Source organism: Hymenobacter terrigena (genome assembly GCF_054776515.1).
Genome location: NZ_BAAHBU010000002.1, coordinates 228,959 through 253,168, shown reverse-complemented (window position 1 = coordinate 253,168; position 24,210 = coordinate 228,959). Strand labels below are relative to the sequence as shown.

Annotated in this window: 17 protein-coding genes; 9 read left to right on the top strand and 8 right to left on the bottom strand. The window is 57.4% G+C overall.

The features are described from left to right. Window positions 1-66: 66 nt before the first annotated feature. Together ACYU7Q_RS08005 and ACYU7Q_RS08000 are read right to left on the bottom strand one after the other, a co-directional pair. A complete protein-coding gene (locus tag ACYU7Q_RS08005) occupies window positions 67-1,326 on the bottom strand; it encodes an S-adenosylmethionine:tRNA ribosyltransferase-isomerase (protein ID WP_460608919.1) in 1,260 nt (419 codons plus the stop codon). A gap of 29 nt (window positions 1,327-1,355) precedes the next feature. Further along, a complete protein-coding gene (locus ACYU7Q_RS08000; protein ID WP_460608918.1) occupies window positions 1,356-2,156 on the bottom strand; it encodes a class I SAM-dependent methyltransferase in 801 nt (266 codons plus the stop codon). A gap of 559 nt (window positions 2,157-2,715) precedes the next feature. Between ACYU7Q_RS08000 and ACYU7Q_RS07995 the strand changes: the two genes are divergently transcribed. After that, window positions 2,716-2,982, top strand: coding sequence for a hypothetical protein (locus tag ACYU7Q_RS07995; RefSeq protein WP_460608917.1), 267 nt, complete (start codon window positions 2,716-2,718; stop codon window positions 2,980-2,982). Window positions 2,983-3,059: 77 nt separating this feature from the next. On the opposite strand, the gene priA is transcribed toward ACYU7Q_RS07995, so the two are convergent. The 6 genes from priA to rpsF form a co-directional block, all read right to left on the bottom strand. Next, the gene (priA, locus tag ACYU7Q_RS07990; RefSeq protein WP_460608916.1) at window positions 3,060-5,603 is read right to left on the bottom strand and encodes a primosomal protein N'; all 2,544 of its coding nucleotides are present in this window, start codon (window positions 5,601-5,603) and stop codon (window positions 3,060-3,062) included. Window positions 5,604-5,669: 66 nt separating this feature from the next. Continuing rightward, the gene (locus ACYU7Q_RS07985; RefSeq protein WP_460608915.1) at window positions 5,670-7,766 is read right to left on the bottom strand and encodes a thioredoxin domain-containing protein; all 2,097 of its coding nucleotides are present in this window, start codon (window positions 7,764-7,766) and stop codon (window positions 5,670-5,672) included. 108 nt (window positions 7,767-7,874) lie between these two features. Next, window positions 7,875-10,610, bottom strand: a complete 2,736-nt coding sequence (locus ACYU7Q_RS07980; protein WP_460609881.1) for a GSCFA domain-containing protein — start codon at window positions 10,608-10,610, stop codon at window positions 7,875-7,877. Between the two features lie 170 nt (window positions 10,611-10,780). Then, the gene (gene rplI / locus ACYU7Q_RS07975; protein ID WP_460608914.1) at window positions 10,781-11,224 is read right to left on the bottom strand and encodes a bL9 family ribosomal protein; all 444 of its coding nucleotides are present in this window, start codon (window positions 11,222-11,224) and stop codon (window positions 10,781-10,783) included. A gap of 92 nt (window positions 11,225-11,316) precedes the next feature. Next, entirely contained in the window at window positions 11,317-11,550 is a 234-nt protein-coding gene (rpsR, locus tag ACYU7Q_RS07970) for a 30S ribosomal protein S18 (RefSeq protein ID WP_035561439.1), read from the bottom strand. A gap of 54 nt (window positions 11,551-11,604) precedes the next feature. After that, window positions 11,605-11,982 carry a 30S ribosomal protein S6 gene (gene rpsF / locus ACYU7Q_RS07965; RefSeq protein WP_342299859.1) on the bottom strand — a complete coding sequence of 126 codons (378 nt, stop codon included), beginning with the start codon at window positions 11,980-11,982 and terminating at the stop codon, window positions 11,605-11,607. A gap of 523 nt (window positions 11,983-12,505) precedes the next feature. Here rpsF and ACYU7Q_RS07960 point away from each other — a divergent pair. From ACYU7Q_RS07960 to ACYU7Q_RS07925, 8 genes are all read left to right on the top strand, one after another. Beyond that, the gene (locus ACYU7Q_RS07960) at window positions 12,506-13,837 is read left to right on the top strand and encodes a cytochrome c3 family protein (protein WP_460608913.1); all 1,332 of its coding nucleotides are present in this window, start codon (window positions 12,506-12,508) and stop codon (window positions 13,835-13,837) included. 101 nt (window positions 13,838-13,938) lie between these two features. Further along, window positions 13,939-16,953 carry a Fe-S-cluster-containing hydrogenase gene (locus tag ACYU7Q_RS07955; protein WP_460608912.1) on the top strand — a complete coding sequence of 1,005 codons (3,015 nt, stop codon included), beginning with the start codon at window positions 13,939-13,941 and terminating at the stop codon, window positions 16,951-16,953. A 24-nt stretch (window positions 16,954-16,977) separates the two neighbouring features. Continuing rightward, entirely contained in the window at window positions 16,978-18,435 is a 1,458-nt protein-coding gene (gene nrfD, locus ACYU7Q_RS07950) for an NrfD/PsrC family molybdoenzyme membrane anchor subunit (protein WP_460608911.1), read from the top strand. Further along, window positions 18,428-18,955 carry a DUF3341 domain-containing protein gene (locus ACYU7Q_RS07945; protein WP_342299864.1) on the top strand — a complete coding sequence of 176 codons (528 nt, stop codon included), beginning with the start codon at window positions 18,428-18,430 and terminating at the stop codon, window positions 18,953-18,955. Before nrfD ends, ACYU7Q_RS07945 begins: the two co-directional genes overlap by 8 nt. Beyond that, a complete protein-coding gene (locus ACYU7Q_RS07940; RefSeq protein ID WP_460608910.1) occupies window positions 18,955-19,704 on the top strand; it encodes a c-type cytochrome in 750 nt (249 codons plus the stop codon). Before ACYU7Q_RS07945 ends, ACYU7Q_RS07940 begins: the two co-directional genes overlap by 1 nt. Window positions 19,705-19,710: 6 nt before the next feature. Then, window positions 19,711-21,021 (top strand): quinol:cytochrome C oxidoreductase, encoded by a 1,311-nt coding sequence (locus ACYU7Q_RS07935; protein ID WP_460608909.1) that lies wholly within the window; start codon window positions 19,711-19,713, stop codon window positions 21,019-21,021. 83 nt (window positions 21,022-21,104) lie between these two features. Next, window positions 21,105-22,178, top strand: a complete 1,074-nt coding sequence (locus ACYU7Q_RS07930; protein WP_460608908.1) for a cytochrome c oxidase subunit II — start codon at window positions 21,105-21,107, stop codon at window positions 22,176-22,178. Window positions 22,179-22,200: 22 nt separating this feature from the next. Then, window positions 22,201-24,093, top strand: coding sequence for a cytochrome c oxidase subunit I (locus ACYU7Q_RS07925; protein WP_460608906.1), 1,893 nt, complete (start codon window positions 22,201-22,203; stop codon window positions 24,091-24,093). Window positions 24,094-24,210: the final 117 nt, after the last annotated feature.

The following is a 24,210-nucleotide window of genomic DNA, read 5'->3' as shown; positions in this document are numbered from 1 at the left end:
GGGCAAAGGTTGGTGCAAGGAGTGTGCCGGAGTTAGCGCGGCGCCCAAAACATGGTTTGGGCCGCCTTAGGGCAATAGCAGGGAGCTGTCGCCGTAGCTCAGGAAGCGGTAATCGTTGCTTAGGGCGTGCTCATACACATTGCGCCAACCTGGCCCTAGCAGCGCTGCTACCAGCAATAGCAAGGTGCTTTCGGGCTGATGAAAATTGGTGATGAGTCCGTTGACTAGCCGGAACTGATACCCTGGGGCAATCAGTAGCTGCGTGTTGGCCTGCAGGGTATCAGTGCCCGTGGCTTCGAGGTGTTGGAGCAGGGCCGAGAGGGCCATTTCGGGGCCGATGCGGGCCGCCACGTTGGCCAGTTCGTAAGGTTGCCATTGCGTTACCACCAATTCGCCCACGGCGGATGCGGCGGGTTCAACCGCTGTTTTTGCTGCATGCAGCAGGCCCACACCCAGCCAATACAATGTTTCCAGGGTGCGCAGGCTGGTGGTGCCCACGGCGATTACCGGCCGGGGGCGGTGGGCCAGCAGCTGGCGCAGCAGCCCGGCCGTGACCAGAATGGGCTCGGTGTGCATGGGGTGGTTGGCCATGCGGTTGGCCTTCACGGGTTGGAAGGTGCCCGCGCCCACGTGCAGCGTTACGTGGCCGGTGGCAAAGCCCTTTGCCTGCAGTTCGGCCAGTATTTCGGGCGTGAAGTGCAGGCCGGCGGTGGGAGCAGCCACGGCCCCTTCGGCCGCGGCGTACACCGTCTGGTAGCGCACGGCATCGGTGGCCGTATCGGGGCGGCCGATGTAGGGAGGCAGGGGCAGGTGGCCGGCCGCGCGCAGCACTTCGGCAAACGGCAATTCCGCGGGCTCCCAGCGGAAATCAATGAGCGCCGTACCAGCTTCCTGCCGCTGGCGCTCGGCATACAATGTGGCCGGCTGGCCATCAGCGGCCGTGAAATCGAGCATTACCGGGCCTTCTTTCCAGCGGCGGCCGTTGCCCACCAGGCAGCGCCAGGTGCAATGGCCGGTTTGCTGCAAGGCCAGTTCCAAGCTACGGTGCGGAGCCACGGGCTCCAGGCAAAACAGCTCGACCTGGCCGCCGGTGGGCCGGCGGGCCAGCAGCCGGGCGCGCACCACGCGGGTGTCGTTGAAAACGAGCAACGCGCCAGCCGGCAACTCGCCGGGCAAATCGCGGAAGTTTTTATCGGTGAGCTGGCCGTGGCGGCTCACCAGGAGTTTGCTGGCAGCGCGGTCGGGGAGGGGTTCCGGCGCAATGCGTTCGGCGGGCAGCGGGTAGGTGAAATCGTGGATGGAAAGCTGGCGTGGGTCGGGATTCATGCCGCAAAGGTCGCAAGCCGGAGCTTACGCTACTTGCGCTGAAACAAGAGCAGGTGCTGCTGCGGCAGCGTCTCAATAGAATCGGCCAGGAACATGCCTACGGCGGTCATTTCCTTGCGGGCCTGCCCAATGCTCATTTTGTGAATACGCTTGATGGGCACATTGGGGTCTTCGGCCCGGTACTCGACCAGCGCCAGCCGCCCGGTACCGGGGCGCAAGGCCCGCCGGATAGCGCGGCCCATCTCGCGTGGGTGGTCAAACTCGTGGTAGGCGTCTACGATGAGCACCAGGTCCACGCTGTCGGCGGGCAGGCCGGGGTTGGAGGTTGTGCCCAGCACCGGGCGCACGTTCGTGACCTTCTGCCGGCGCTTGTTTTCCTGCAGCGCCGCAATCATCTCGGGTTGAATGTCAACGGCCAGTACTTTGCCTTTGGGGACTCTCTTGGCCAATTGGAACGAGAAGAAGCCCGTGCCAGCCCCAATGTCGGCCACCACATCGGTGGGCTTCAGCTTCAGCTCCTGCAGCAATAGGTCGGTGCCTTCTTCCTGGCGGCGGCCCTTGCGCTCCAGCCAGCTGGCGCCTTCGTGGCCCATTACGTGCGCAATCTGGCGGCCCAGGTAATAGGTGCCAATGCCGTTGGGGTCGCGGGGAGGAGCGGTTTCGTAGCCGCTAGTATCGGCTACCAGCATGGCCTGCATGCGCCGCTCGTTGCTCATCGACGGACGGGTTTCGGCCGGTAGCTGCGTGCAGCTTAGCACCAGAACCCCGGCTCCCGTACTTATTCCCACTACGCCCAAAGCCCGTTGCCAGGTAGAAAAACAGTATTTCATACGGTTTGCAAGTAAGCACATCTGGGGTATTCAACAGCAATTTGCCGTGCTGCGTTCAGACAGGGCCCGACTTGAAACAAGCCGAAGCGCAAAGGAAACCACGCTGAAAACCAGCTTTAAAAATCGCCTGACCGAATAAAGTGATTCCAAAGAATCGCCTATTTGCGATTTTTGCCGTAGAAGTGGGCATTCAAGTTTTCTCTTACCCCGCACACCTATGAAGAATCTTTTTCCTCCCTTCGCCAAACTCGTTGCGCTCGCCGCCTGTGCCCTTTCATTGGGTAGCTGCAGCCGCGCTGAGTATGCCATGTTGCCAAAGGGCAGCTCCTACGGCACGACGCGCGTAGCCACGCCCGTGCCCGTTGCCAAGCCCGCAACGGCTGTTGTGTCTGTCGATGAGCCTGTTGTCGGTACTGCCCCGACCGTAACGCAACCCGCTGCCGCTAAGGTAACCGCTAGCGCCCCAGCCGTTAAGGCTACGGTTAAGGTAGCAAGGCCCGCTGTTGCAGTTCAGGCGCCCACGGAGGTTGCGGCTGTTCCGGCTCCCAAGCTGAACCTTGTGCAGCGCATTGCTATGAACAAGGTGATGCACAAGATGGATAAGATGATTCAGAAATCCGGGTCATTTCGCCAGCACGATAACACGGCTTCAACTTCCAAGACGGCAGCCATCAGCGGCAACCTGCGCACGGGCTTGATTTTCCTGCTCGTGGGCTTGCTGATATCGCTCTTCAGCGGCATCAGCGGCATTTTTGGTGTCATCGGCGCCATCTTTGCCATCATCGGTCTGGTGTTCATCATCCTCTGGCTGCTCGACCAAGCGTAAGCTTCGTCAATAACTCCACAAAAAAGCCCCGGTTGCCTTGTGCAGCCGGGGCTTTTTTGTGGGGTTTAACTCAGCTTTTACATCGGGTCAACATCGGCCACGAGGCGGACCTGCTTGAACTCCTTCTGGTCTTTTACCACGTCCATGGCTTCGCAAATCATCTGCTTGGCTTGCTTGAGCACGGTGTGGGCGCGGTCGAGCTTGATGGTGATTTCCTGCAAATAGAAATTGCGAATGCGGAAGATGTAGGGCGCTTCTGGCCCCAGCACGGCGGCGCGTCCCAGCCGGTCAACCAGTTCCTGCGTCAGCAAAATGGCGGCGGCTTCGCCCACATTCTGGTCAATGTGCTTCACCGTCATTTTGATGACGCGCATGAAGGGCGGGTAGCCGTGCTCGTGCCGCTGCACGATTTCGTAGTTGTAGAATTCGATGTAATCGTTGCGGATGACTTTATCGAAAATCACCTGCGTGGGGTCCGAGGTCTGGATGATGACCTTGCCCTTTTTTCCCTTACGTCCGGCCCGGCCGCTCACCTGCACAAACATCTGGTAGGCGCGCTCGTGGGCCCGGAAATCGGGGTAGTGAATGATGCTGTCGGCGTTGATGATGCCCACGAGGCTCACGTTGGCAAAGTCAAGGCCTTTGGTCACCATTTGGGTGCCCACCAGCACGTTGGTGGCTTGTTTCTCGAAATCGGCGATAATGGTCTGGTAGCTATTCTTAGCGCGGGTCGTGTCCAAATCCATCCGCTGGATGTTGGCCTGCGGGAGCATGATTTTGAGGTCGTCCTCAATCTTTTCGGTGCCGAAGCCCTGGGTTTTCACGGCGCGGGAGCCGCAGGCGGGGCACTTGCTCACCATGCTGTCGTGGTAGCCACAGTAGTGGCAGCGCAGCTCGTGGCTGTGCTTGTGGTAGCTCAGGCTCACGGCGCAGTTGGTGCATTTAGGAATCCAGCCGCAGTCCTGGCAGGCCACCACGGGCGCGTAGCCGCGCCGGTTCTGGAACAGAATCACCTGCTCCTTGCGGCCCAACGTGCGCTCCACTTCGCCCAGCAGGTCGGCGGTGAAGTGGTTGTGCATGGTTTTCTGCTCGCGGGCCTTGCGGGTATCTACTAACTCTATTTCGGGCATCCCGGCCTCGCCGAAGCGCTTGGTGAGGCTCACCAGCCCGTAGCGGCCCTGCTTGGCCTGGTAATAGGTTTCGACGGCCGGTGTGGCCGAGCCCAGCAGGGTTTTGGCCCCCTGGAAGTTGGCCATCATCAAAGCCACTTCGCGGGCGTTGTAGCGCGGGGCGGGGTCGTACTGCTTGTAGCTCGATTCGTGCTCCTCGTCAACAATTATTAGCGACAAATTATCAAACGGCAAAAAAACCGCCGAGCGCACGCCCACCACCACCTGGAAACGCCCCGAAAGCACGCCATTCCACACTTCCACTCGCTCGTTATCCGAGAATTTGGAGTGATAAACCCCCAGCCGCGAGCCAAACACGCGCATCAGGCGCGTCACAATCTGGGCCGTGAGGGCGATTTCGGGCAGCAGGTACAGCACCTGCCCGCCGCTTTCCATGGCCTTGCGGATGAGGTCAATATAGATTTCGGTTTTGCCCGCGCCCGTCACGCCGTGCAGCAGCACGATTTCCTTTTCGCCAAAATGGGCCATGATTTCATCCCGCGCCGTAGTCTGGGCTTCGGTGAGGGAGAAATGCATTTGAATGGCTGCCTCGTTTTCGAGCGGGAAGCGCGACACAATCACATCAAACTGCTCCAGCACGCCATTTTTGATGAGCGTATTCACGGCCGAGGCCGAGAGGTGCGGGCTACTGGCCAGGTAGGCTTTTTCGATGCCGTTCTGGTTGGAGTGCTCGTTTTGGTACACCGGCACGCGCTGGAGGTACTTCATCAGCACATCGAGCTGCTTGGGCTTGCTGGTAAGCTGCTCAAACAGCTGCTCCAACGAGGCTTCGGATACGAAATGATGCGCCAGTCGCACCTTCTTCACCACCTTGGGAGCATACTTGTCGGCGGTATGCTCGAAGAGGAAAATCACGTCCTTGTGCATCAGCGACTTGATGACCTTGTGGAAGGACGTGATGCCGAGTAGGTCGCCCACTTCGGTAAAGGTCAGGGCTTTGCCATCTTCCACCACGCCCAGCGCGTCCACAATCAGCTCTTCCTGGGTGGAAAGCGGGTACTCGTTTTCCTCCCGCGAAAAGCCCGGATGCAGCTGAATGCGCGACTCCGAGCTGAGCTTCAGCGCCGAGGGCAGCGCGGCATTAATCACCTCGCCGATGGTGCACATGTAGTAGTCGGCCATCCAGCGAAACAGCTTGAGCTGCGCTTGCGTGACCACCGGCGCATCATCAATAAATTCGAGGATGTACTTGGCCTGATAATCCTTGGGCGCGGTTTCGTGCACGGCCGCCACGATGCAGCTGAGCGTCTTTTTGGCCCCGAACTGCACGATGACGCGCCCGCCAATCACCACGTTGTCATTCAGCTCATACGGCACCCGGTAGGTGTAGAGCCGGGGCAGGGGCAGGGGCAAAATGACATCGGCAAACAGCGTCACCCGGTCGGCCGCGGGCGCGGCTACGGGAGAAATAAAATCAAGCGTAAGACTCAAAACAGGTATAGCGTAGGGGCGGATAGTAAAGATAACAGGGCAGTAGCGCGAACCATAGCGCCGCCGCTACAGCGCCGCCAGCGCATTGGTCACGCTATACACCGGGGCCTGGCAGGCGTAGTTGCGGCACACGTGCACGGCCGTGCGGCCGTCCGTGGGCGTGGGCAAGAGCTTGAGCAGTGGCAACTCCGATGCGGCTTCGGTGCCGGCCAACACGGTATCAAACAAAAAATGCCGGCTAAGTTCTTCGCGGAATTCCTCCGTTGCCGGACCTTGAATGGCGATTTCAGCCCCCGGCCGCAGCAGCGCCGCGTAGAGCGACGCCCAGTTGGCAAGGTGCTGGGGTTCTTTCACCACGAGATGGCGGAGCTGAAGCAGCATTTTGGCCGCCAAGTCGGTGTAGTGGGCTTTTTCGAGGTGGCGGCCCAAGCGGCGCAGGTTGTGCGCCATAATGGAGTTGGAGGCCGGGATTACGTTGTCGAACAACTCCTTTTTGCGGGCGATGAGTGGTTCGGCGCTGCTGTCGGTGTAGAAAAACAGCGTTTCGGTGGGGTCAAAGAAATTGCTCAGCACGTATTCCGTCAGCACTTCGGCCTCGCGCAACCACTTTTCGGCGAAGGTGACTTCGTAGAGGCTAACGTAGGCTTGAATAACCAGCGCATAGTCTTCCAGAAAGCCGCTGATGCTGGCCCGGCCGTCTTTGCACGTCCGGAACAGGCGCGTTCCATCGCGCAGGTTAGCCTCGATGAAACGGGCATTGCGCTCGGCCACCACCAGGAATTCGGGCTCGCCGAAGGCCCGGTAAGCATCCGTCAGGCCTTGCAGCATCAGCGCGTTCCAGCCGGTGAGGACTTTGTCGTCGAGGCCCGGGCGCACGCGGGTGGCGCGCACGGCCATGATTTTCTGCTTCCACCCCGTCACCAGCTCCGGCAGCACGCCGGGGGCCAGCTGGTGGGCGGCAGCAAAGGCTTCGTCGGTTTCGCGGCGGTGCAGAATGTTGCGGCCGTGCTCCCAGTTGCCCACGGCCGTGCAGTTGTAGTAATCGGAAAACAGTGGTTCTTCATCACCCAGAATCTCGCGCAGTTCTTCCTTGGTGAAGACATAAAACTTACCCTCTTCGCCCTCGCTGTCGGCGTCGAGCGACGAGTAAAAGCCGCCTTCATCGTTTGTCAATTCCAGCCGGATAAATTCGATGGTGTCGTACACCGTTTCCCGAAAAAGCTCGTCCTGCGTCAGCTGGAAGGCTTCGCTGTAGAGGCTCACCAGCTGGCCGTTATCATACAGCATCTTCTCAAAATGCGGAGCCAGCCACTCGCCATCCACCGAGTAGCGGGCGAAACCGCCGTGCACCTGGTCATAAATGCCGCCCCAGGCCATTTCGCGCAACGTCAGCACGGCCTGGTCCAGCACCGCCCGGCTGCCGCTGATGGCGTGGGCCCGCAGCAAAAACCGCCAGATGCTGGGCATCGGAAACTTCGGGGCGCGGTTCATGCCGCCGCGCTCGCGGTCGAAGTTTGTGCTCAGGTTGTACACCAAAAGCTTGAATTCGTCGTCGGAAACGCCGGCTGGGCCGGTTTCCGGCGCTACTCCTATGGCTTCCAATGCTGCGTAATCGGCTTCCTGAGCCTCGTTGCGGTTGTGCCCGCCGTACTTGGCAATCTCGCTCTTGCCAATCACCTCCATAAACCGCTCGGCCGACTGCTCCAGCTCAGCGCGGTGCTCACCGGCATAGGCCTGGCCGATATTGGTCAGCAACTTGGTCCAGTTGCCTTGGGGGAAGTAAGTGCCGCCGTAAAAAGGCTTGGCATCAGCCGTCAGAAACACATTCAGCGGCCAGCCTCCCTGCAAACCCATAGCGTGCAGGGCGTCCATGTAAATCTGGTCCACATCGGGCCGTTCCTCGCGGTCAACTTTGATGCACACGAAATGTGCGTTCATCACGGCTGCCACCGCCTCGTTCTCAAACGACTCGCGTTCCATCACGTGGCACCAGTGGCAGGCTGCATAGCCAATGCTCACCAGAATGGGCTTCTGCTCGGCCTGAGCGCGGTTTAACGCCTCCGGTCCCCATGGGTACCAGTCCACGGGGTTGTGGGCGTGCTGTTGCAGGTAAGGACTGGTCTCCTGAGCGAGGCGGTTTGTATGCGAAGCAGTGTGAGCCATATAGAAATGGAGTAGGGGAGGTGCTGAAACACCAAACCCGGCGAAAAAGGCCGGGCTTGGAAAATAAATAACGCAACTCGCCGGATTTCAGCGGCCTTTCGTTCGGCGCTAAGCTGACTTTTTAGGCGTTTTGGATTTAGCAGCCGGTGTAGCAGCCGTCTTAGCTGGTTTATCAGACTTAGCTACTGCTTTTTTTGGCGCAGCTGGTTTCGGGGCAGTTGCTTTCGGAGCCGCCTTTTTGGGAGCTGTCTTAACTACTGCAGCTACCGGCTTTTCTGCTTCTGGAGCAGCCGGCTTTTGAGCCGGCTTAGCTGCCTTTTTAGCTGGTATCGGCTTAACTACAGCTGCCGGGGGAGTTTGCGTGATGGCAACCGGAACTTGTGGTTCAGGCATAGCCGGAGCCGCAACGGCCTTTGGTTTCGCTGCTGCCTTGCGCTTCGGTGGTGGCGTTGCACTAGGCGTAGGTGCCGTCGCCTCTGGTGCGCCCGGTACTGTGGCCGCCGGTGCTATAGCTGCTTTAACCGTCTTAGCTTTTGGAGCGGCCTTCTTGGTTACAGCATCCTTTGCCTTTGCCGCTTTGGTTTCGGTTGCGGAAGCTTTCGGTTCAGGAGTCTGCGCCACCAGCGAAGCCGATGTACCCGTCATGCGACCGGCCGCCACTTGCGTGCGAACAACCGTAGGGTCAACCACAGGAATTACCGGCGTGTCAATGTCCGGCTTCTGCGCACGGCCGCCAATGGCCGCCCGTCGCTTACGTCCCGTCTGCTTGGCCGGAGCTGGCTGTGCAGCGGAAGGGGCAACTGCGTCGGCTGTTTCTATTGAAATGGCGGCCGTAGCCTGCCCACCTACCGGCAGCGCAGCTACCAGCTCCTGCAGTCGTTGGGTATTTTCGCGCCGGTTCTCAAGCGGTAGTTCCGATGAATTTGGACCGGAAAGTTGCTCTGCACTGGCAATTGGCAAAGGCTGATTTGTATCGGCCTCGGCTGCATTCATCGCAATGCTACCTATAGCATTGGCATCAGCGGCTTGTTTCCGGGCCTTCTTCTTGTTCCTATTGCGGCTGTTGCGAGAAGGAATAACAGGCGCTACCAAATCTGCGTCGGGGCTATTGGTTACCACCGCCGGAGCAGCTATCGTCGCGTCAAAATCAATCAGCGTCGGTGCTTCAGCATCAACAGTTGGCAACTCAGTATCAGGCGTTGCTTCTACCACTGGAGCCGCAAATAATGCCACGCGCGGCATCCGGCCCGGCTCATTGCGCCGCCCACCGCGTTTCACCGGCTGTGATTTGGTGATAACGCTGGATTTCTGCGTCTCCGGGCGAACACCCTGTTCATCGGGCAAGGCGCCAGCCGCTGCTTCCAAAGTCGCTTCCGCTGCTGGCAACTGGCTTTCATCCACACCCAATTCGGCAGCAAGGCGCAGCGCGTGCTTGCGGGCCGTGCGCTTGGCCCCACCCCGCGAGCGCCGCTTTTTCTTGCGAACAGGCTCCTCTCCGAGGCCGTTCGCATCCTGCGCAAAAACCGGAGCGCCCACAGTTGCCTCAGGCGCAGCGGCTACGGGAGTCAATTCCGCTTGTGGTGCATCGCCAACAGCCAGGAAAGGCTGCTGCGCAAATTCATCTGCTTCCCCAAAACTTGCGGCCTGGAATGCCTCCGTTTCGTTGGGCGAGGCCACCTGGCCTTTGCCGCGGCCATCGCGCCGTCCGCGCTCAGGCCGGCCCGTGCGCCCTGCCCGCTGCGCCCGGAACTCTTCCGGCGATAGGCGGGGTGGGCGGCTGGTATCAGCGCTGCTGCTTGTTTGCTCAGGTATTACCGCCTCATTAACTGGGGCAACGCGCGTCGCTGCTGAAACCTCAGCGCCTTCGCCAATATCAATCCGCTCTTCGTCGTCCTCCAAATCTTCAGCTGCCAGCGGAGGTTGCACTGGTTCCGGGAGCGCCGCAATGCGCGCCCGCACCGTGCGCAGCTCATCGGCCACATCTACCTTGCGCAGGCTCAGTTGCTCCAGCTTTTCGCGGGTGCTTTCCAGAAACTGCCGGTGCTCGGGCGCGCCCTCGTGCAACGGCCGGTGGCCCAGCGACTGCCGCACCGCCGCCCATTCCTTGCGGAAACGGCCAAAATCAGCATCGAAATACGCCCGGGCAAACTTCTCCCAGATATAATCCTCGGCCACTTCCGAGGGATGCAGCATATCTGCCGCATAAAAGCGGTAATCGCGCAAATCGTCCACCAGCAGCTCGTAAGCCGGAAAATACGCCACGCCCGGCAGCAAGTCGCTCACAATGTGCGTAGCCAGCCGTAGCACCGACTTGCTCACCGCATTCAGCTGCAAGGTGTCTTTTAAATGCCGTACCGGGCTCACCGTCAGTACAAAACGCAAATCGGGATTGATGCGTCGCAGATAAGCGTGCGTTTCGGCCAGCGCATTGATGATTTCGTCCGGCGTCAGCAATTCGCGCACGAACAAGTCGCTCGGCTGCTTGTGACAATTGCTCACCAACTCACCGGTTTCACGCAGGCGGTAGGCCCAAGCCGTTCCCAGCGTCAGCATCACCACGTCCGTATTGCGCAGGAACTCGCCCGTTTGCCGCACCACTTCCTGAATGTACTGGAGCAACTCCACCGGCGAATCGGCTCCGATGCTGCCGTGCAGGTCGTAGCTCTGCCAACGTCCACGCGCCTGCACCAAATGCCGCTGCCAGTCCATTTCTTCGCCCGCCGCGGCGCGCAGCAACCGGGCCAGCGCCAAGGGCTGGAACACCGTGCCAAACGGATTCACCCGCGCCTCTACCTTATTGGCCACCAGGCGCGCCCCAATGCTGTCGGCAAAGCAGGAGCCCATGGTGAGCACCCGCGCCGTGCGCGCCAGCTGGCCGACGGCCGGGGCAATTGTCAATTCAGTTCTAAACATTAAAGCAAAAATAGCCCGTAACCGGGCTATAGCCCGAAAACCGGAATAAAAAAAGCCCCGCCTGCAGGCGGGGCTTTTTCAATCTGGCAGAGAAACCGAGACTACTCGGCTACAACGCGGAAGTTAATCGTGTGCTTCACTTCCTTGTGCAGGTTAGCCGTTGCAGTGTAGTCGCCAGCCGAAGCAGGCTCCTGGTCAAACGACAAACGCTTGCGGTCGATGTCCACACCTTTAGCTTTCAGCGCGTCGGCCAATTGTAGGGTGGTTACGCGACCGAAGATTTTGCCGCTCTCGCCCACCTTGGCGGGGATTTCCAGCACCATGCCACCAACCTGGTCGGCAATAGCCTGAGCGTCACCTTTGATTTTGTCGGCTTTGTGAGCGGCTTGACGCACGTTCTCGGCCGTGATTTTCTTGTTCGTCTTGTCGGCCAGCATGGCCAGACCCTGCGGCAACAGGAAGTTGCGACCGTAGCCCGATTTCACGGTCACGATGTCGTTCTTGTACCCGAGGCCCTTAACGTCGTCTTTGAGGATAATTTCCATGTCTTGATTAAGATGTGAAAGCTGAAAGCGTAGAATCCGGAGCAAGCAAATGCTCGCTCAAATCCTCGGCCCTCAGTTCTCAGGTCTAAGGTCTATTTCAGGGCGTCGGCTACGTACGGCATCAGAGCCAAGTGGCGGGCCTTTGCGATGGCCTGGGTCACTTTGCGCTGGAATTTCAGGCTGGTGCCGGTGAGACGACGGGGCAGCACGCGGCCCTGCTCGTTCACAAACTTCAGCAGGAAGTTCGGGTCTTTGTAGTCCACGTACTTAATGCCGTTCTTCTTGAAGCGGCAGTATTTCTTACGGGTGTCCTGCGGCTTGTTCATAGCCGACCGGTCGTTGTTGCGGTTGAATGCGGGAGATGCCATGTCGTTGCTAAATTATTGGGCTACGGCTTCGGTTTCTTTGGCAGCCTTCTGCTGGTTCATTTCGCCGTTGCGGCGGCGGGCGTTGTACTCCACAGCGTGCTTATCGAGCACGGTCGTGAGGAAACGGATGATGCGCTCGTCGCGGCGGAAAGCCAGTTCGAGCACGTCCACGATGTTGCCTTCGCCAGTGTAAGACAGGCAGAAGTAGTAGCCTGTGCTTTTCTTTTGAATCGGGTAAGCCAGCTTGCGCAGGCCCCAGGCTTCGGTGGATAAAAGGGCGGCGCTATTTTCCTTAAGCACCTGAGTGAACTTCTCGACCGTTTCTTGCACCTGGCTCTCGTTCAATACGGGAGTCACGATGAAGACCGTCTCGTAATTTCTTTGTTCCATTACGATGGGGGTGAATGGGGGTGAAAAAAATGATTGGGGCGCAAAGGTACTGACTTTCCGGCACATTGCCAAGACCGATGTATTCATCTACTCGAATTGCCGACCTATCCACAGCGCGCTCAGCTTAGCTATAAAACATAGGTGCCGGTGGCTACGGTCGGTGTTACTTATATATTAAGGAGTAGGAGCGAGGTAAAAAGCGGTGAATCTGATTCGATGCCAAACCAAAGATTTCAACCAAAATCCCCGGCGTAAGCCAACAAAAGATGCTCGCGGTAGTTCCGATTTAGGGCTTTAAAAATCACCGCATAACCAGTAGTAGCCAGCCGTTTTTCGCTGCTCTTTTAGCTCCCTTATTCGCCATCCCGCATTGTCTGCTTGGCCTGCAAAAGCCCGCAAAAGGGCCAATCCAAACGGTTGCCAATGCCCGGAAATTGTATTTCAGTTTTTGCCGCCTACGATTCCTGACCTACATTTGTGGCCTTGAAATGCCCTAGCGTTTCGTTTTACCGTCTATTTTCTTATGAATAGCATTCGACTCCGTTCCTTACCTCATCTGTTGCTGGCGCTAGTGCTCACGTTTGCCGGCATCCAGCAGGCTTCGGCCCAAGACGCTGCCGCCGTGAAAAAAGAAGGGGTAGCTCCTGATGCCACGGCTGCCGCTACGCCCGCAACCGCTGCTGCGCCGGCCGCTGGTGGTGGTGACGCGGCCGCCATCGCTGCCGGCGATGCCCTTTTCAAAGGCAACTGCGCCCAGTGCCACGCCGTGAATGAGCAGGTAGTGGGCCCTGCCCTTGGTGGCATCACCAAGCGCCGCCCCATCTCCTGGATTTTGCCTTGGGTAAAGAACTCCAGCAAAGTAGTAGCCAGCGGCGATGAGTACGCCGTAGCTCTCTTCAACAAGTTCAACAAGCAGCAGATGCCCTCCTTCGCCCTCTCGGACAAGGAAGTGACTTCGATTGTAGCTTATATCACTTCGCAAGAAGGCGCTACCAAGCCTGCTGCCGCAACTGATGGCGGTGTAACGGCTGAAAATGCTGGTGCCGCAGGCGCTGGCGGTGCCGAAGCTGGTGCTGGCAAATATGTTGACATCCTGCTGATTGTCCTCGTAGTAGTCCTGATTGTACTGGTGGTGACGCTCGTTATCATTGGTAACCTGATGAAAGATGTGCTCCGTGGCCGCAAGGACCTCGACGGCCGCGACATCGAAATTCTGGAGCAGCGCTTCGACTGGGGCAAGTTTTACCGCTCGCCTGTGCTGCGCGGTATTGTAGGTGTCGTTTTCGCCCTCGTTTTACTTTATGAAGGCGTGCAAAGCGTAATGGCCGTTGGCCTGAACCAGGGCTACCAGCCCACGCAGCCCATTGCTTTCTCGCACAAGCTGCACGCCGGCACCAACCAGATTAACTGCGCCTACTGCCACACCTCGGTGTACAAGAGCAAGTCGGCCAACATTCCTTCGGCAAACATCTGTATGAACTGCCACTCGCAGGTAAAGACGGAATCGCCCGAAATCAAGAAAATCTACCGCGCCATCGAGCGCAAGCAGCCAATTCAGTGGGTTCGCATTCACAACCTGCCTGACCTGGCTTACTTCAACCACTCGCAGCACACCCAGGTGGCTGGCCTCCAGTGCCAGACCTGCCACGGCCCCATCCAGAACATGGAAGTGGTGTACCAGTATTCGGCCCTCACCATGGGCTGGTGCATCAACTGCCACCGCGAGATGCCCCTCAACACGAAGGATAACAAGTACTACGACAACCTCGTGAAGCTGCACGACTCGAAAAACGCCGGTGCTCCCTTCACCGTGTCGTCGAACGGCGGCACCGAATGCTCGAAGTGCCACTACTAATATTAAGCTGATTTCAGTAGGGAGTACTGGGTAGTCAGTATTCTAACCTGCTCGTTGTTAACTACTGACTACCCAATACTGATTACTGATTACCCTCCCAAATGAAGTACTGGAAAGGAATTGAGGAACTGGAAAGCGCCCCGGAGTTCATGCAATCGGCCTTCGCCGAGTTCATGCCGGTTAAGGAAAGCCACGAGAGCAAGGACGATACTTCGGCTCCTCGTCGCGACTTTCTGAAGCTTATGGGTTTTGGCGTAGGTGCTGCCATGCTTGCCTCGTGCGAAACGCCCGTGGTGAAAGCCATTCCGTACCTGAACAAGCCCGAGGAAATTGACCCGCTCATTTCCAACTTCTACGCTTCCACCTACTTCACCGGCTCGGATTACAACGCCGTACTAGTGAAGTCCCGCGAAGGCCGGCCGATTAAGCTGGAAGGCAATCCCGAGTCGCCCATCACCAAAGGCGGCCTGTCGGCCCGCGCTCAAGCCGCTGTGCTGAGCCTGTACGACGGTGGCCGTTTGCAGCATTTCGCCATTAAAGGCCAAAAGGCTGAGGTGAAGCAGGTTGACCAGGAAATTCGCACGAAGCTGGCGGGCACTACGGGCCGCATCGCCATCGTGTCGCACACGATTATCAGCCCGAGCACGAAGAAGGCTATTGCTGAATTCGCCGCCCGCTACCCCAACACCACCCACGTAATGTATGACGCGCAGTCGGCTACCGGCCTGCTGCAAGCCAACGGCGGCGTGGTTCCCGGTTACGATTTCAGCAAGGCTAACGTCATCGTGAGTCTCGGCGCCGATTTCCTCGGTACCTGGATTTCGCCCGTGGAATACGCCAAGCAGTACGTGGTAAACCGCAAGGTGAGCACGGACAAGCGCACCATGTCGCGCCACTTCCAGTTCGAAACCATCATGTCGCTCACCGGCTCCAACGCCGATGTGCGCGTGCCGGTGAAGCCTTCGGAAGAAGGTGCCGTAGCCCTCGCACTGTATAACGCCGTGGTAAGCGGTGGCAGCGTACCGACCTCCGCTCCTTATGGCAAGCAGCTGGCCATCGCCGCTGCTGAGCTGAAAGCAAGTGGTAGCACCGGCCTCGTGGTTTCGGGTTCGAATGACCCGGCTGTACAGTCGCTGGTAACTGCTATCAACCAAGCTCTTGGCAATGCCGGCACCACCATCAGTGCTGCCTCGAGCAACGTGCGCCAGGGCGATGATGCCCGCATGGCTGCGCTGATAAACGACATGAACAACGGCAGCGTAGGCGCCGTTATTTTCTACAATGCCAACCCGGTGTTCAACCACCCGATGGGCGAAAAAGTGAAGTCGGGCATCGCCAAAGTGCCGCTGACTATTTCGCTCAACGACCGTTTGGATGAAACCGGCAGCCTCTGCCAGTATGCTGCTCCCGACAACCATTGGCTGGAATCGTGGAACGACTTTGAACCCAAAGCCGGCTACCTCAGCTTGTCGCAGCCGGTGATTACCCCGCTGTTCACCACGCGCCAGGCTCAGGAAAGCCTGCTGCATTGGGCTGGCAACAACACGACTTACTACCACTTCCTGCGTGCCAACTGGCGCGGTATCACCCCCACGGACGCGGCTTGGGACAAAGTTGTGCACGATGGTGTGGCCATGGGTACTGCCTTGCCTGCCGCTCCAGCCATGACGGCCATGAGCGCCGCCGCCGCTGCCTCGCAGCTGAGCGGTGCCGCCAAGCCGAACGGTGTTGAGCTTGCTCTCTACGAGAAAGTGGGCCTGAGTGCCGATGGTTGCGGTGCCAACAACCCCTTCCTGCAGGAACTGCCCGACCCGATTTCGAAAGCAACCTGGGGCAACTACGTAGCCGTACCCCGCGCTATGGCCGTTGCCAACAAATGGGAGCAGGGCGACGTCGTGAAAGTGACTGCCAACGGTCACAGCATCGAGTTGCCCGTGCTGATTCAGCCCGGCCAGACCAATGGCACGGTGAGCATCGCCCTCGGCTACGGCCGTACGATGGCTGGCAAAGCCGGCGACAAAGTGGGGGAGAACGCTGCTCCGCTCGCCATGACAGCTAACGGCATTCAGTACATGAATGTGGTGACGCTGGAGAAGACGAGCGCAACCTCGCCCATCGCGCAGACCCAGACGCACCAGACGCTGATGGACCGCCGCCCGGTAGTGCAGGAAAACACCCTGGCTAACTACAAAAAGAACCCCAAGGAAGTAACGGAGTACGAGAAAATCGCTACACCTGACGGTTTGGAGGCTCCCAGCAAAGTATCGCTGTGGCAGGACTACCAGTACAACAACCACCACTGGGGCATGGCCGTGGACCTCAACTCGTGCATTGGCTGCGGCTCGTGCGTGATTGGATGCCAGACCGAAAATAATACTGCCGTTGTAGGTAAGCAGCAGGTTATCAACCGCCGCGAGATGCACTGGATGCGCATCGACCGCTACTACAGCTCGGATGCGCACAAGAGCGACTTCGAAAGCAAAGGCAAAGTAGGGACCTACGCTGCTATGGAAGACCCGTCGGAAAATCCGCAGGTTATCTTCCAGCCGATGATGTGCCAGCAGTGCAACCACGCGCCTTGCGAAACGGTGTGTCCGGTATTGGCTACCACGCACAGCTCGGAAGGTCTCAACCAGATGACCTACAACCGTTGCATCGGCACGCGCTACTGCGCTAACAACTGCCCGTATAAAGTGCGTCGCTTCAACTGGTTCTCGTACTACTCGAACGAGAAGTTCGAAATCGTGAACGGCCACATGTTTACCGACCTCGGCCGCATGGTGCTGAACCCGGATGTAACGGTGCGTGCCCGCGGTGTGATGGAGAAATGCTCGTTCTGCGTGCAGCGCATTCAGCTCGGCAAACTCGAAGCCAAGAAGCAGAAGCGTCGTCCGATTGATGGCGAGATTGTAACTGCCTGCGCCCAGTCGTGCCCCACCGAAGCCATCGTGTTCGGTGATATGAAAGACCCCAACAGCCGTATCAGCAAGCTCCTGCGTCGTGAAGACGGCGAGCGCGCCTTCCACTCGCTCGACTCCATCAACGTGCAGCCGAACGTGACGTACCTGACGAAGATTCGGAACTCCGAGTCGGAGTTCTTCGGCAAAGAAGCTTAAGAAAACGCTTAATCTATATCAACTATGCAGCACGTATCAGCCGTACGCGAGCCGCTCGTAACTGGCGGTAAGACGTTACACGACGTAACGCAAGACATCTGCTATCAGGTCGAAGCCAAGCCCAACCTCCGTTGGATGGCTGCTCTGAGCGTGGCGCTGTTCTTTCTGGGGGTGTTCTTCTACTCCGTATACCGCACCGTATGGTACGGCATTGGCGAGTGGGGCCTGAACAAAACCGTGAACTGGGCCTGGGACATCACCAACTTCGTGTGGTGGGTAGGTATCGGCCACGCCGGTACGCTGATTTCGGCAGTACTGCTGCTGTTCCGTCAGAAGTGGCGGAGCTCCATTAACCGCGCGGCCGAAGCTATGACCATCTTCGCCGTAATCTGCGCCGCCATGTTCCCGGTATTGCACATGGGCCGTCCGTGGCTGGCATTCTACGTTTTCCCGCTGCAAAACACGCTAGGTTCGCTGTGGGCGAACTTCAATTCGCCGCTGCTCTGGGACGTATTCGCCATCTCGACCTACTTTACGGTGTCGCTGGTGTTCTGGTACATCGGTCTGATTCCCGATTTCGCCACCATCCGTGACCGTGCCAAAGGCCCTATTGCTCGTTTCAGCTATTCCATGCTGAGCTTTGGTTGGAAAGGCTCGGCCAAAGCCTGGTCGCGCTACGAAACGGTTTCGCTGATTCTGGCTGGTGTTTCAACCCCGCTCGTACTCTCGGTACACACCATTGTATCGATGGACTTTGCCACCTCGGTAGTACCCGGCTGGCACACCACTATCTTCCCGCCCTACTTCGTGGCAGGTGCTATCTTCTCGGGCTTCGCCATGGTGCTTACCCTGATGTTGATTACCCGCGTGGTATTCCGCCTAGAAGACTACATCACGCTGGAGCACATCGCCCTAATGAACAAAATCATGATGGTAACCGGCTCCATCGTGGGTGTGGCTTACATCACGGAGTTCTTCATCGCTTGGTACTCGCAGGTTGAGTTTGAGCAGTATGCCTTCATCAACCGTGCTACCGGTCCTTACTGGTGGGCTTACGCCTCGATGATGACCTGCAACGTGATTACGCCGCAGCTGGTGTGGTTCCGTCGCGTGCGCTACAGCATTCCGCTCACGTTCATCCTGTCCATCATCGTGAACATCGGTATGTGGTTCGAGCGCTTCGTAATCATCGTGACTTCGCTGCACCGCGACTACCTGCCTTCGAGCTGGGCCATGTTCTCGCCTTCGATTATTGACATCGGCCTGTACGTTGGTACGCTGGGCCTGTTCTTCACGCTGTTCCTGCTCTTCGCCAAGTTCTTCCCCGTGATTAACATGGCCGAAGTGAAAACCATCCTGAAGTACACCGTTGATAACGGCCCGACTTACAACCCCGAGAAGGCTCATGCCGCTCACGCTCATCAACCCGCCATCCACGGGGCTCCTGTTTCGGCTCCCGTAACTTACAACCAGCATGACTAAGCGCTTCGCCCTTGGCATCTTCGAAGACGAGGATGTACTGCTGCACGCCGTTGAGAACGTGCGCGCCGCCGGCGTGAAAATCCACGACGTGTTTTCGCCTTATCCTGTTCACGGGATTGATGATGCCCTCGGCATCGAACGCTCGCGCCTACCTATCGCCGCCTTCTTCTTTGGCATGACGGGCCTGGCCTTCGCGCTGTGGATGCAGATTTACATGCTCGGTTTCGACTGGCCGATGATTATCGGTGGCAAGCCGCACATCTCGTTGCCGGCTTTCGTGCCGGTTGCCTTCGAGTTGACGGTGTTTTTTACCTGCCACGGCATGGCCATCACCTTCTTCACGATTACGGGTCTGTATCCGCGCTTTAAGGTGCCGGTTATGGATGTACGCGCCACCGACGACAAGTTCGTAATGGCCATCGAACTGGATGAAACCAGCTCGCAATTTCCCCGGCTGACCCAGCTGCTGCGCGACAACGGCGCTTCGGAAGTCAACCAAAAAGAAATGACCAACAACTAATGACGCATCCGCTGACCCTGAGCCTGCGCGTTTCGGCGCTGCTGCTGTCCCTGGGACTGGCCACCACGGCCTGCACCCACGACGGAAACGACCCCGGCGTAGAATACGCCCCGGAGATGTACGAATCCATCCCCTACGAGCCGTTGCGCCAAACCACGTTTAACACCGTGAATTCGTTCGGCATCAATGAGCGCACCCCCGCCAACGGTACCATTCCCCGCGGCAAACTCAGCTATTTCGACCACATCCCTAAGGACAGTGTGCGGATTGCTGAGCGGGTACTGCATAACCCGTTCCCCTACACCAAGGCTAACCTGGAAGAAGGCAAAGTGCTTTACACGCGCATTTGCCAGCATTGTCACGGTGAGGCCGGCGATGGACAAGGCCCGGTTGGAAAGATTTTCAAAGGTGTGCCGAACTACTCGACGGGTGCCTACAAGACGATGAACGATGGTCATATCTACCACGTCATCGAATGGGGCCGCAACCGTATGATGCCTCACGGCTCGCAGGTGAACCCCGAAGAGCGTTGGAAAATTGCCATGTATGTGCACGTGTTGCAACGTGGCGAAGGCCCCGATGCACTCAGCAAGCTGATTGCTAAAGGCCCGACCAATACGGTAACCAGCGACTCTACTGAAACCAAAGACGCCACCAACACTGCTCCAGTCGGTCAGGCTCAAGCCAACACCGGTTCAGAAACCCCGGGCGAAGGCAAAACCAAAGCAACTAACGGCAACGCCCACTAACGCACTATGGCAACTCTGACGCACCACGAAAGCGCCACGGCTGAACAGCTCGTCGTTACGGATGGCGCCCGTAAAACCTTTATTGCCATCATCGTTACCGGTGTGGTTGTACTAATTCTCGGCATCCTAGCCCAAGTATTGGGTTGGGGTGCTGCTGAGCACAGCGAAGCTGCTGGTCATGCGGCCGCTGCACATGGTGCTGCTCACGAAGAAGGCCACTCCGTGCTGATTAAGCGCGTGATTGTGAGCCTCTGGCACAGCAACCTGTTTTTCCTTGGCGTATCCACCGTTGGTACGGTGTTTATGGCCATCAATTACGTAGCCTACGCCGGCTGGTCGGTAATGGTGAAGCGCATTTCTGAAGCCCTCAGCGCCTGGGTTATTCCGGGCGGCGTGATTATGCTCATCGTTTTTCTGGTTGGTCGTCATGACATTTTCCACTGGACCCACGAGGGTATCATGGACAAGAATAGCCCGAACTACGATGCCATCATTGCCGGTAAGAGCGGTTTCCTGAACCTGCCTTTCTACCTTATCCGCACTATCGTTTACCTCGCCATATGGGCTTACTTCAGCTGGAAGCTGCGTCAGCTGTCCTTGCAGGAAGACCTGAACGGTGGCACGGTTTGGTTCCACAAGAGCATCAATGCTTCGGCTCTGTTCCTGGTGTTGTACGCTGTAAGCTCGTCGATGTCCGCCTGGGACTGGGTGATGTCGGTTGACACGCACTGGTTCAGCACTATGTTCGGCTGGTACGTCTTTGCTTCGTGGTGGGTGTCCGGCATCGCTGCTATCGCACTGGCTGCTATCTTCCTGAAACAAGCAGGTTACCTCCGGGCTTTGAACGCCAGCCACATCCACGATTTGGGCAAGCTGATGTTCGGTTTCAGCATCTTTTGGACTTACGTATGGTTCGCCCAGTTCATGCTGATTTGGTACGCCAACCTTCCTGAAGAAGCAGTATACTTCAACCAGCGCTTGGGTGGCTTTGAAGGCCGCTACACTTTCCTGTTCTTCTTCAACATTGCCATCAACTTCGTCTTCCCCTTCCTGGGTTTGATGACGCGCGATGCCAAGCGTCAGATGATTATCATGAAAATCGTGGCCATTGCCATTCTCTGCGGTCACTGGTCCGACTTCTACCTGATGCTCATGCCGGGCACTTTGCGTGGGGATAATGGGTTCCTGATTGAGATTGGCATTGCTGCCATTTTTCTCGGCGCTTTCCTGATTTTGTTCACGCGCCGTTTGGCTTCTGCTTCCCTGGTTCCGGTCAATCACCCGTTCCTCGACGAGAGCATTCACCACACTACCTAGACTTTAGATTGAAGAACTGAGCGTAAGCTGTTAAATAAACTTGCGCTCAGTTCTTAATACTTAGTACTCCATACTAAAACTCAATGACTGCTCTTACCATTTTGCTGGTGTTGGTGCTGCTGTTGGTCGTATTCGGCCTGCTGTTTCGCCTGCAGATTTTTACCTCTATTTTCTCGGGGACTTTCACCCGCGACATTGGCATGAGCAATAGCGTTAACGCTATTCTAATGCTGGTTTTCCTCGTTGGCGGTGGCGCATGGTTTGCCTACTCTTTCGTTGAGAACTTCAACAAGATGAACCCGCCCATTGCTTCGGTGCACGGCCACCAGATGGAGCGGATGTTCTGGATTACGATGGCAGTGATTGGCGTGGCGTTCGCTATTACCCAAACCCTGCTGTTTGTTTATTCTTATAAGTACCAGCACAAGGACGGCCGTCGCGCTTACTTCTTCGCGCATAACAACACGATTGAAGTTATCTGGACGATTATCCCGGCCATCGTAATGGCTTCGCTGATTTTCGCCGGCTGGAAAGCTTGGACCCGCATCACCGGTCCTGCTCCGAAGAACTCAGTAGTCGTTGAGGTAATGGGCAAGCAGTTCAACTGGTTGGTGCGTTACCCCGGCCGCGACATGAAGCTTGGAGTAATTAACTACCGCATGATTGATGCTGTGAACGAGTGGGGTTTCGACCTGAGCGACAAGTCTTCGCTAGATGACTTCACAACCAACGAAATCCACGTTCCCAAAGGCGTTCCGGTGCTGATTAAGATTCGCTCGCGCGACGTTCTGCATGCAGTTTACATGCCGCACTTCCGTGTGCAGATGTATGCTGTACCAGGTATGCCAACCCGTTTCTGGTTCACGCCGACTACCTCGACTGACGAGATGCGCGCCAAACTGGGCAACCCCAAGTTCAACTATGAGTTGGCTTGCAACCAGGTTTGCGGCGGTAGCCACTTTGCTATGAAAGCCACCGTGATTGTGGACGAGCCGGACGATTACCAGAACTGGTATGCGGCTCAGCAGTCATTCGCTCAGAAGAACCCAGATGTGCTGGCTGCTTTCAAACAGAAGGCCAAAACGATGGTTACCCCCGTAGCCGCCGCACCTCAGGAAAAAGAAGCGGCTCCCGTGCCTTTGGCTGCTTCTTACTAATAACTACTAACGGTATTCCGCTATGTCAGACATGACACCCAAACCCAATCTTTCTCCGGGCGTGCAAACGCAAGGCGGTATTGGTTCCGCTCCGGTGCCGGCTACCGAGCACGGTGACCACCTGCACCACGATGACCACGACCACGAGCACCACGACCAGCATTGGCTGTGGAAGTACGTGTTCAGCCAGGACCACAAGCAGATTGCCAAGCAATTCCTGATTACGGGTATGTTCTGGGCCATCCTAGGTGGTACCCTGTCCAGCTTGTTCCGTTTGCAACTCGGTTGGCCTGAGGGCACGATGGAGTGGCTGAAGCCAGTCCTCGGCGGTTGGATTCAGGCAGGTAAGCTGAATCCCGAATTCTACCTCGCGCTGGTTACAATGCACGGTACCATCATGGTATTCTTCGTGCTGACGGCTGGTTTGAGCGGTACATTCTCGAACTTCCTTATTCCGCTGCAAGTGGGTGCCCGCGACATGGCTTCGGGCTTTATGAACATGCTCTCGTACTGGTTCTTCTTCCTGTCGAGCGTTATCATGTTCTCCTCGCTGTTTATTGAAACTGGTCCGGCTGCAGCTGGCTGGACAATTTACCCGCCGCTGAGCGCACTGCCGCAAGCCATCCCCGGCTCCGGTACTGGCATGACGCTGTGGTTGGTGAGTATGGTGTTCTTCATCGTATCGCAGCTACTGGGTGGTGTAAACTATGTGACGACGGTTATCAACCTGCGTACCCGTGGTATGAGCATGAGCAAATTGCCGCTCACCATCTGGGCCTTCTTCCTGACGGCTATTCTGGGTATCCTATCGTTCCCGGTTCTGTTCTCCGCGGCTTTGTTGCTGGTGTTCGACCGTTCGTTTGGCACGTCGTTCTTCCTGTCGGATATCTACATTGCTGGCCAAGCACTGAGCAATCAAGGCGGTTCGCCGGTATTGTTCCAGCACTTGTTCTGGTTCCTGGGTCACCCCGAGGTATACATTGTAATTATGCCTGCAATGGGTATGGTATCGGAAATTCTGTCGACCAATGCCCGCAAGCCCATCTTCGGCTACCGCGCCATGATTGGCTCGCTGATTGGCATCTCGCTGTTGTCGTTCGTCGTGTGGGCTCACCACATGTTCGTAACGGGCATGAACCCCTTCCTGGGCTCGGTCTTCATGTTCCTGACACTGATTATTGCCGTGCCTTCGGGCGTGAAAGTATTCAACTGGCTGGCCACGCTGTGGCGCGGTAACATTCGTTTCACGGCTGCTATGCTGTTCTCCATCGGCTTTGTGTCGTTGTTCATCTCGGGTGGTCTGACGGGTATTATCCTCGGCAACGCTACGCTCGATATCCAGATGCACAACACTTACTTCGTGGTGGCTCACTTCCACTTGGTAATGGGTAGCTCGGCATTCTTCGGTCTGTTTGCCGGGGTTTACCACTGGTTCCCGAAGATGTTCGGCCGGATGATGGACGAGAAATTGGGTTACATCCACTTCTGGTTGACGTTCTGCGGCGTGTATCTGGTGTTCATGCCAATGCACTACGTAGGTATCGCTGGTTTCCCCCGTCGTTACTATGCTTGGACTGGCTTTGATGCTTTCTCGCAGTTTGCCGACATGAACAAGTTCATCTCGATTGCGGCCATCATCGCCTTCCTCGGTCAGTTCATCTTCATCTTCAACTTCTTCTACAGCATCTTCCGCGGCCGTCGTGCTACCCAGAACCCTTGGAACTCGACCACGCTGGAGTGGACTACGCCGGTTGAGCCCGGCCACGGCAACTGGCCCGGCGAGATTCCGGCCGTTTACCGCTGGCCCTACGACTACAGCAAGCCCGGCTCGGATGTGGACTTCATTCCCCAGAACGTGCCGTACTCGCAAACGCAGGCGTCGAACTTGCCCTACGAGCAAGAACTGGCTGACTAGTTGAAAACGCCTTGATTAGCCAAATCATTTGGTAAAGTCCCGAAGCGGGCCGCCTAACCGGCGGCCCGTTTTTGTTTCACGGCTTTTGCTTATCTATTTCAATCTTATGTGCTGATG

What these genes read in the sequence shown, in the direction of transcription:
- ACYU7Q_RS08000 (WP_460608918.1), bottom strand. Translation starts at nt 2,156, where the DNA reads ATGAAATACTGTTTTTCTACCTGGCAACGGGCTTTGGGCGTAGTGGGA.
- rpsF (WP_342299859.1), bottom strand. Translation starts at nt 11,982, where the DNA reads ATGGAACAAAGAAATTACGAGACGGTCTTCATCGTGACTCCCGTATTG.
- ACYU7Q_RS07940 (WP_460608910.1), top strand. Translation starts at nt 18,955, where the DNA reads ATGACGCATCCGCTGACCCTGAGCCTGCGCGTTTCGGCGCTGCTGCTG.
- rpsR (WP_035561439.1), bottom strand. Translation starts at nt 11,550, where the DNA reads ATGAACAAGCCGCAGGACACCCGTAAGAAATACTGCCGCTTCAAGAAG.
- nrfD (WP_460608911.1), top strand. Translation starts at nt 16,978, where the DNA reads ATGCAGCACGTATCAGCCGTACGCGAGCCGCTCGTAACTGGCGGTAAG.
- ACYU7Q_RS07930 (WP_460608908.1), top strand. Translation starts at nt 21,105, where the DNA reads ATGACTGCTCTTACCATTTTGCTGGTGTTGGTGCTGCTGTTGGTCGTA.
- ACYU7Q_RS07980 (WP_460609881.1), bottom strand. Translation starts at nt 10,610, where the DNA reads ATGGGCTCCTGCTTTGCCGACAGCATTGGGGCGCGCCTGGTGGCCAAT.
- ACYU7Q_RS07945 (WP_342299864.1), top strand. Translation starts at nt 18,428, where the DNA reads ATGACTAAGCGCTTCGCCCTTGGCATCTTCGAAGACGAGGATGTACTG.
- ACYU7Q_RS07985 (WP_460608915.1), bottom strand. Translation starts at nt 7,766, where the DNA reads ATGGCTCACACTGCTTCGCATACAAACCGCCTCGCTCAGGAGACCAGT.
- ACYU7Q_RS07935 (WP_460608909.1), top strand. Translation starts at nt 19,711, where the DNA reads ATGGCAACTCTGACGCACCACGAAAGCGCCACGGCTGAACAGCTCGTC.
- ACYU7Q_RS08005 (WP_460608919.1), bottom strand. Translation starts at nt 1,326, where the DNA reads ATGAATCCCGACCCACGCCAGCTTTCCATCCACGATTTCACCTACCCG.
- ACYU7Q_RS07955 (WP_460608912.1), top strand. Translation starts at nt 13,939, where the DNA reads ATGAAGTACTGGAAAGGAATTGAGGAACTGGAAAGCGCCCCGGAGTTC.
- ACYU7Q_RS07960 (WP_460608913.1), top strand. Translation starts at nt 12,506, where the DNA reads ATGAATAGCATTCGACTCCGTTCCTTACCTCATCTGTTGCTGGCGCTA.
- ACYU7Q_RS07925 (WP_460608906.1), top strand. Translation starts at nt 22,201, where the DNA reads ATGTCAGACATGACACCCAAACCCAATCTTTCTCCGGGCGTGCAAACG.
- rplI (WP_460608914.1), bottom strand. Translation starts at nt 11,224, where the DNA reads ATGGAAATTATCCTCAAAGACGACGTTAAGGGCCTCGGGTACAAGAAC.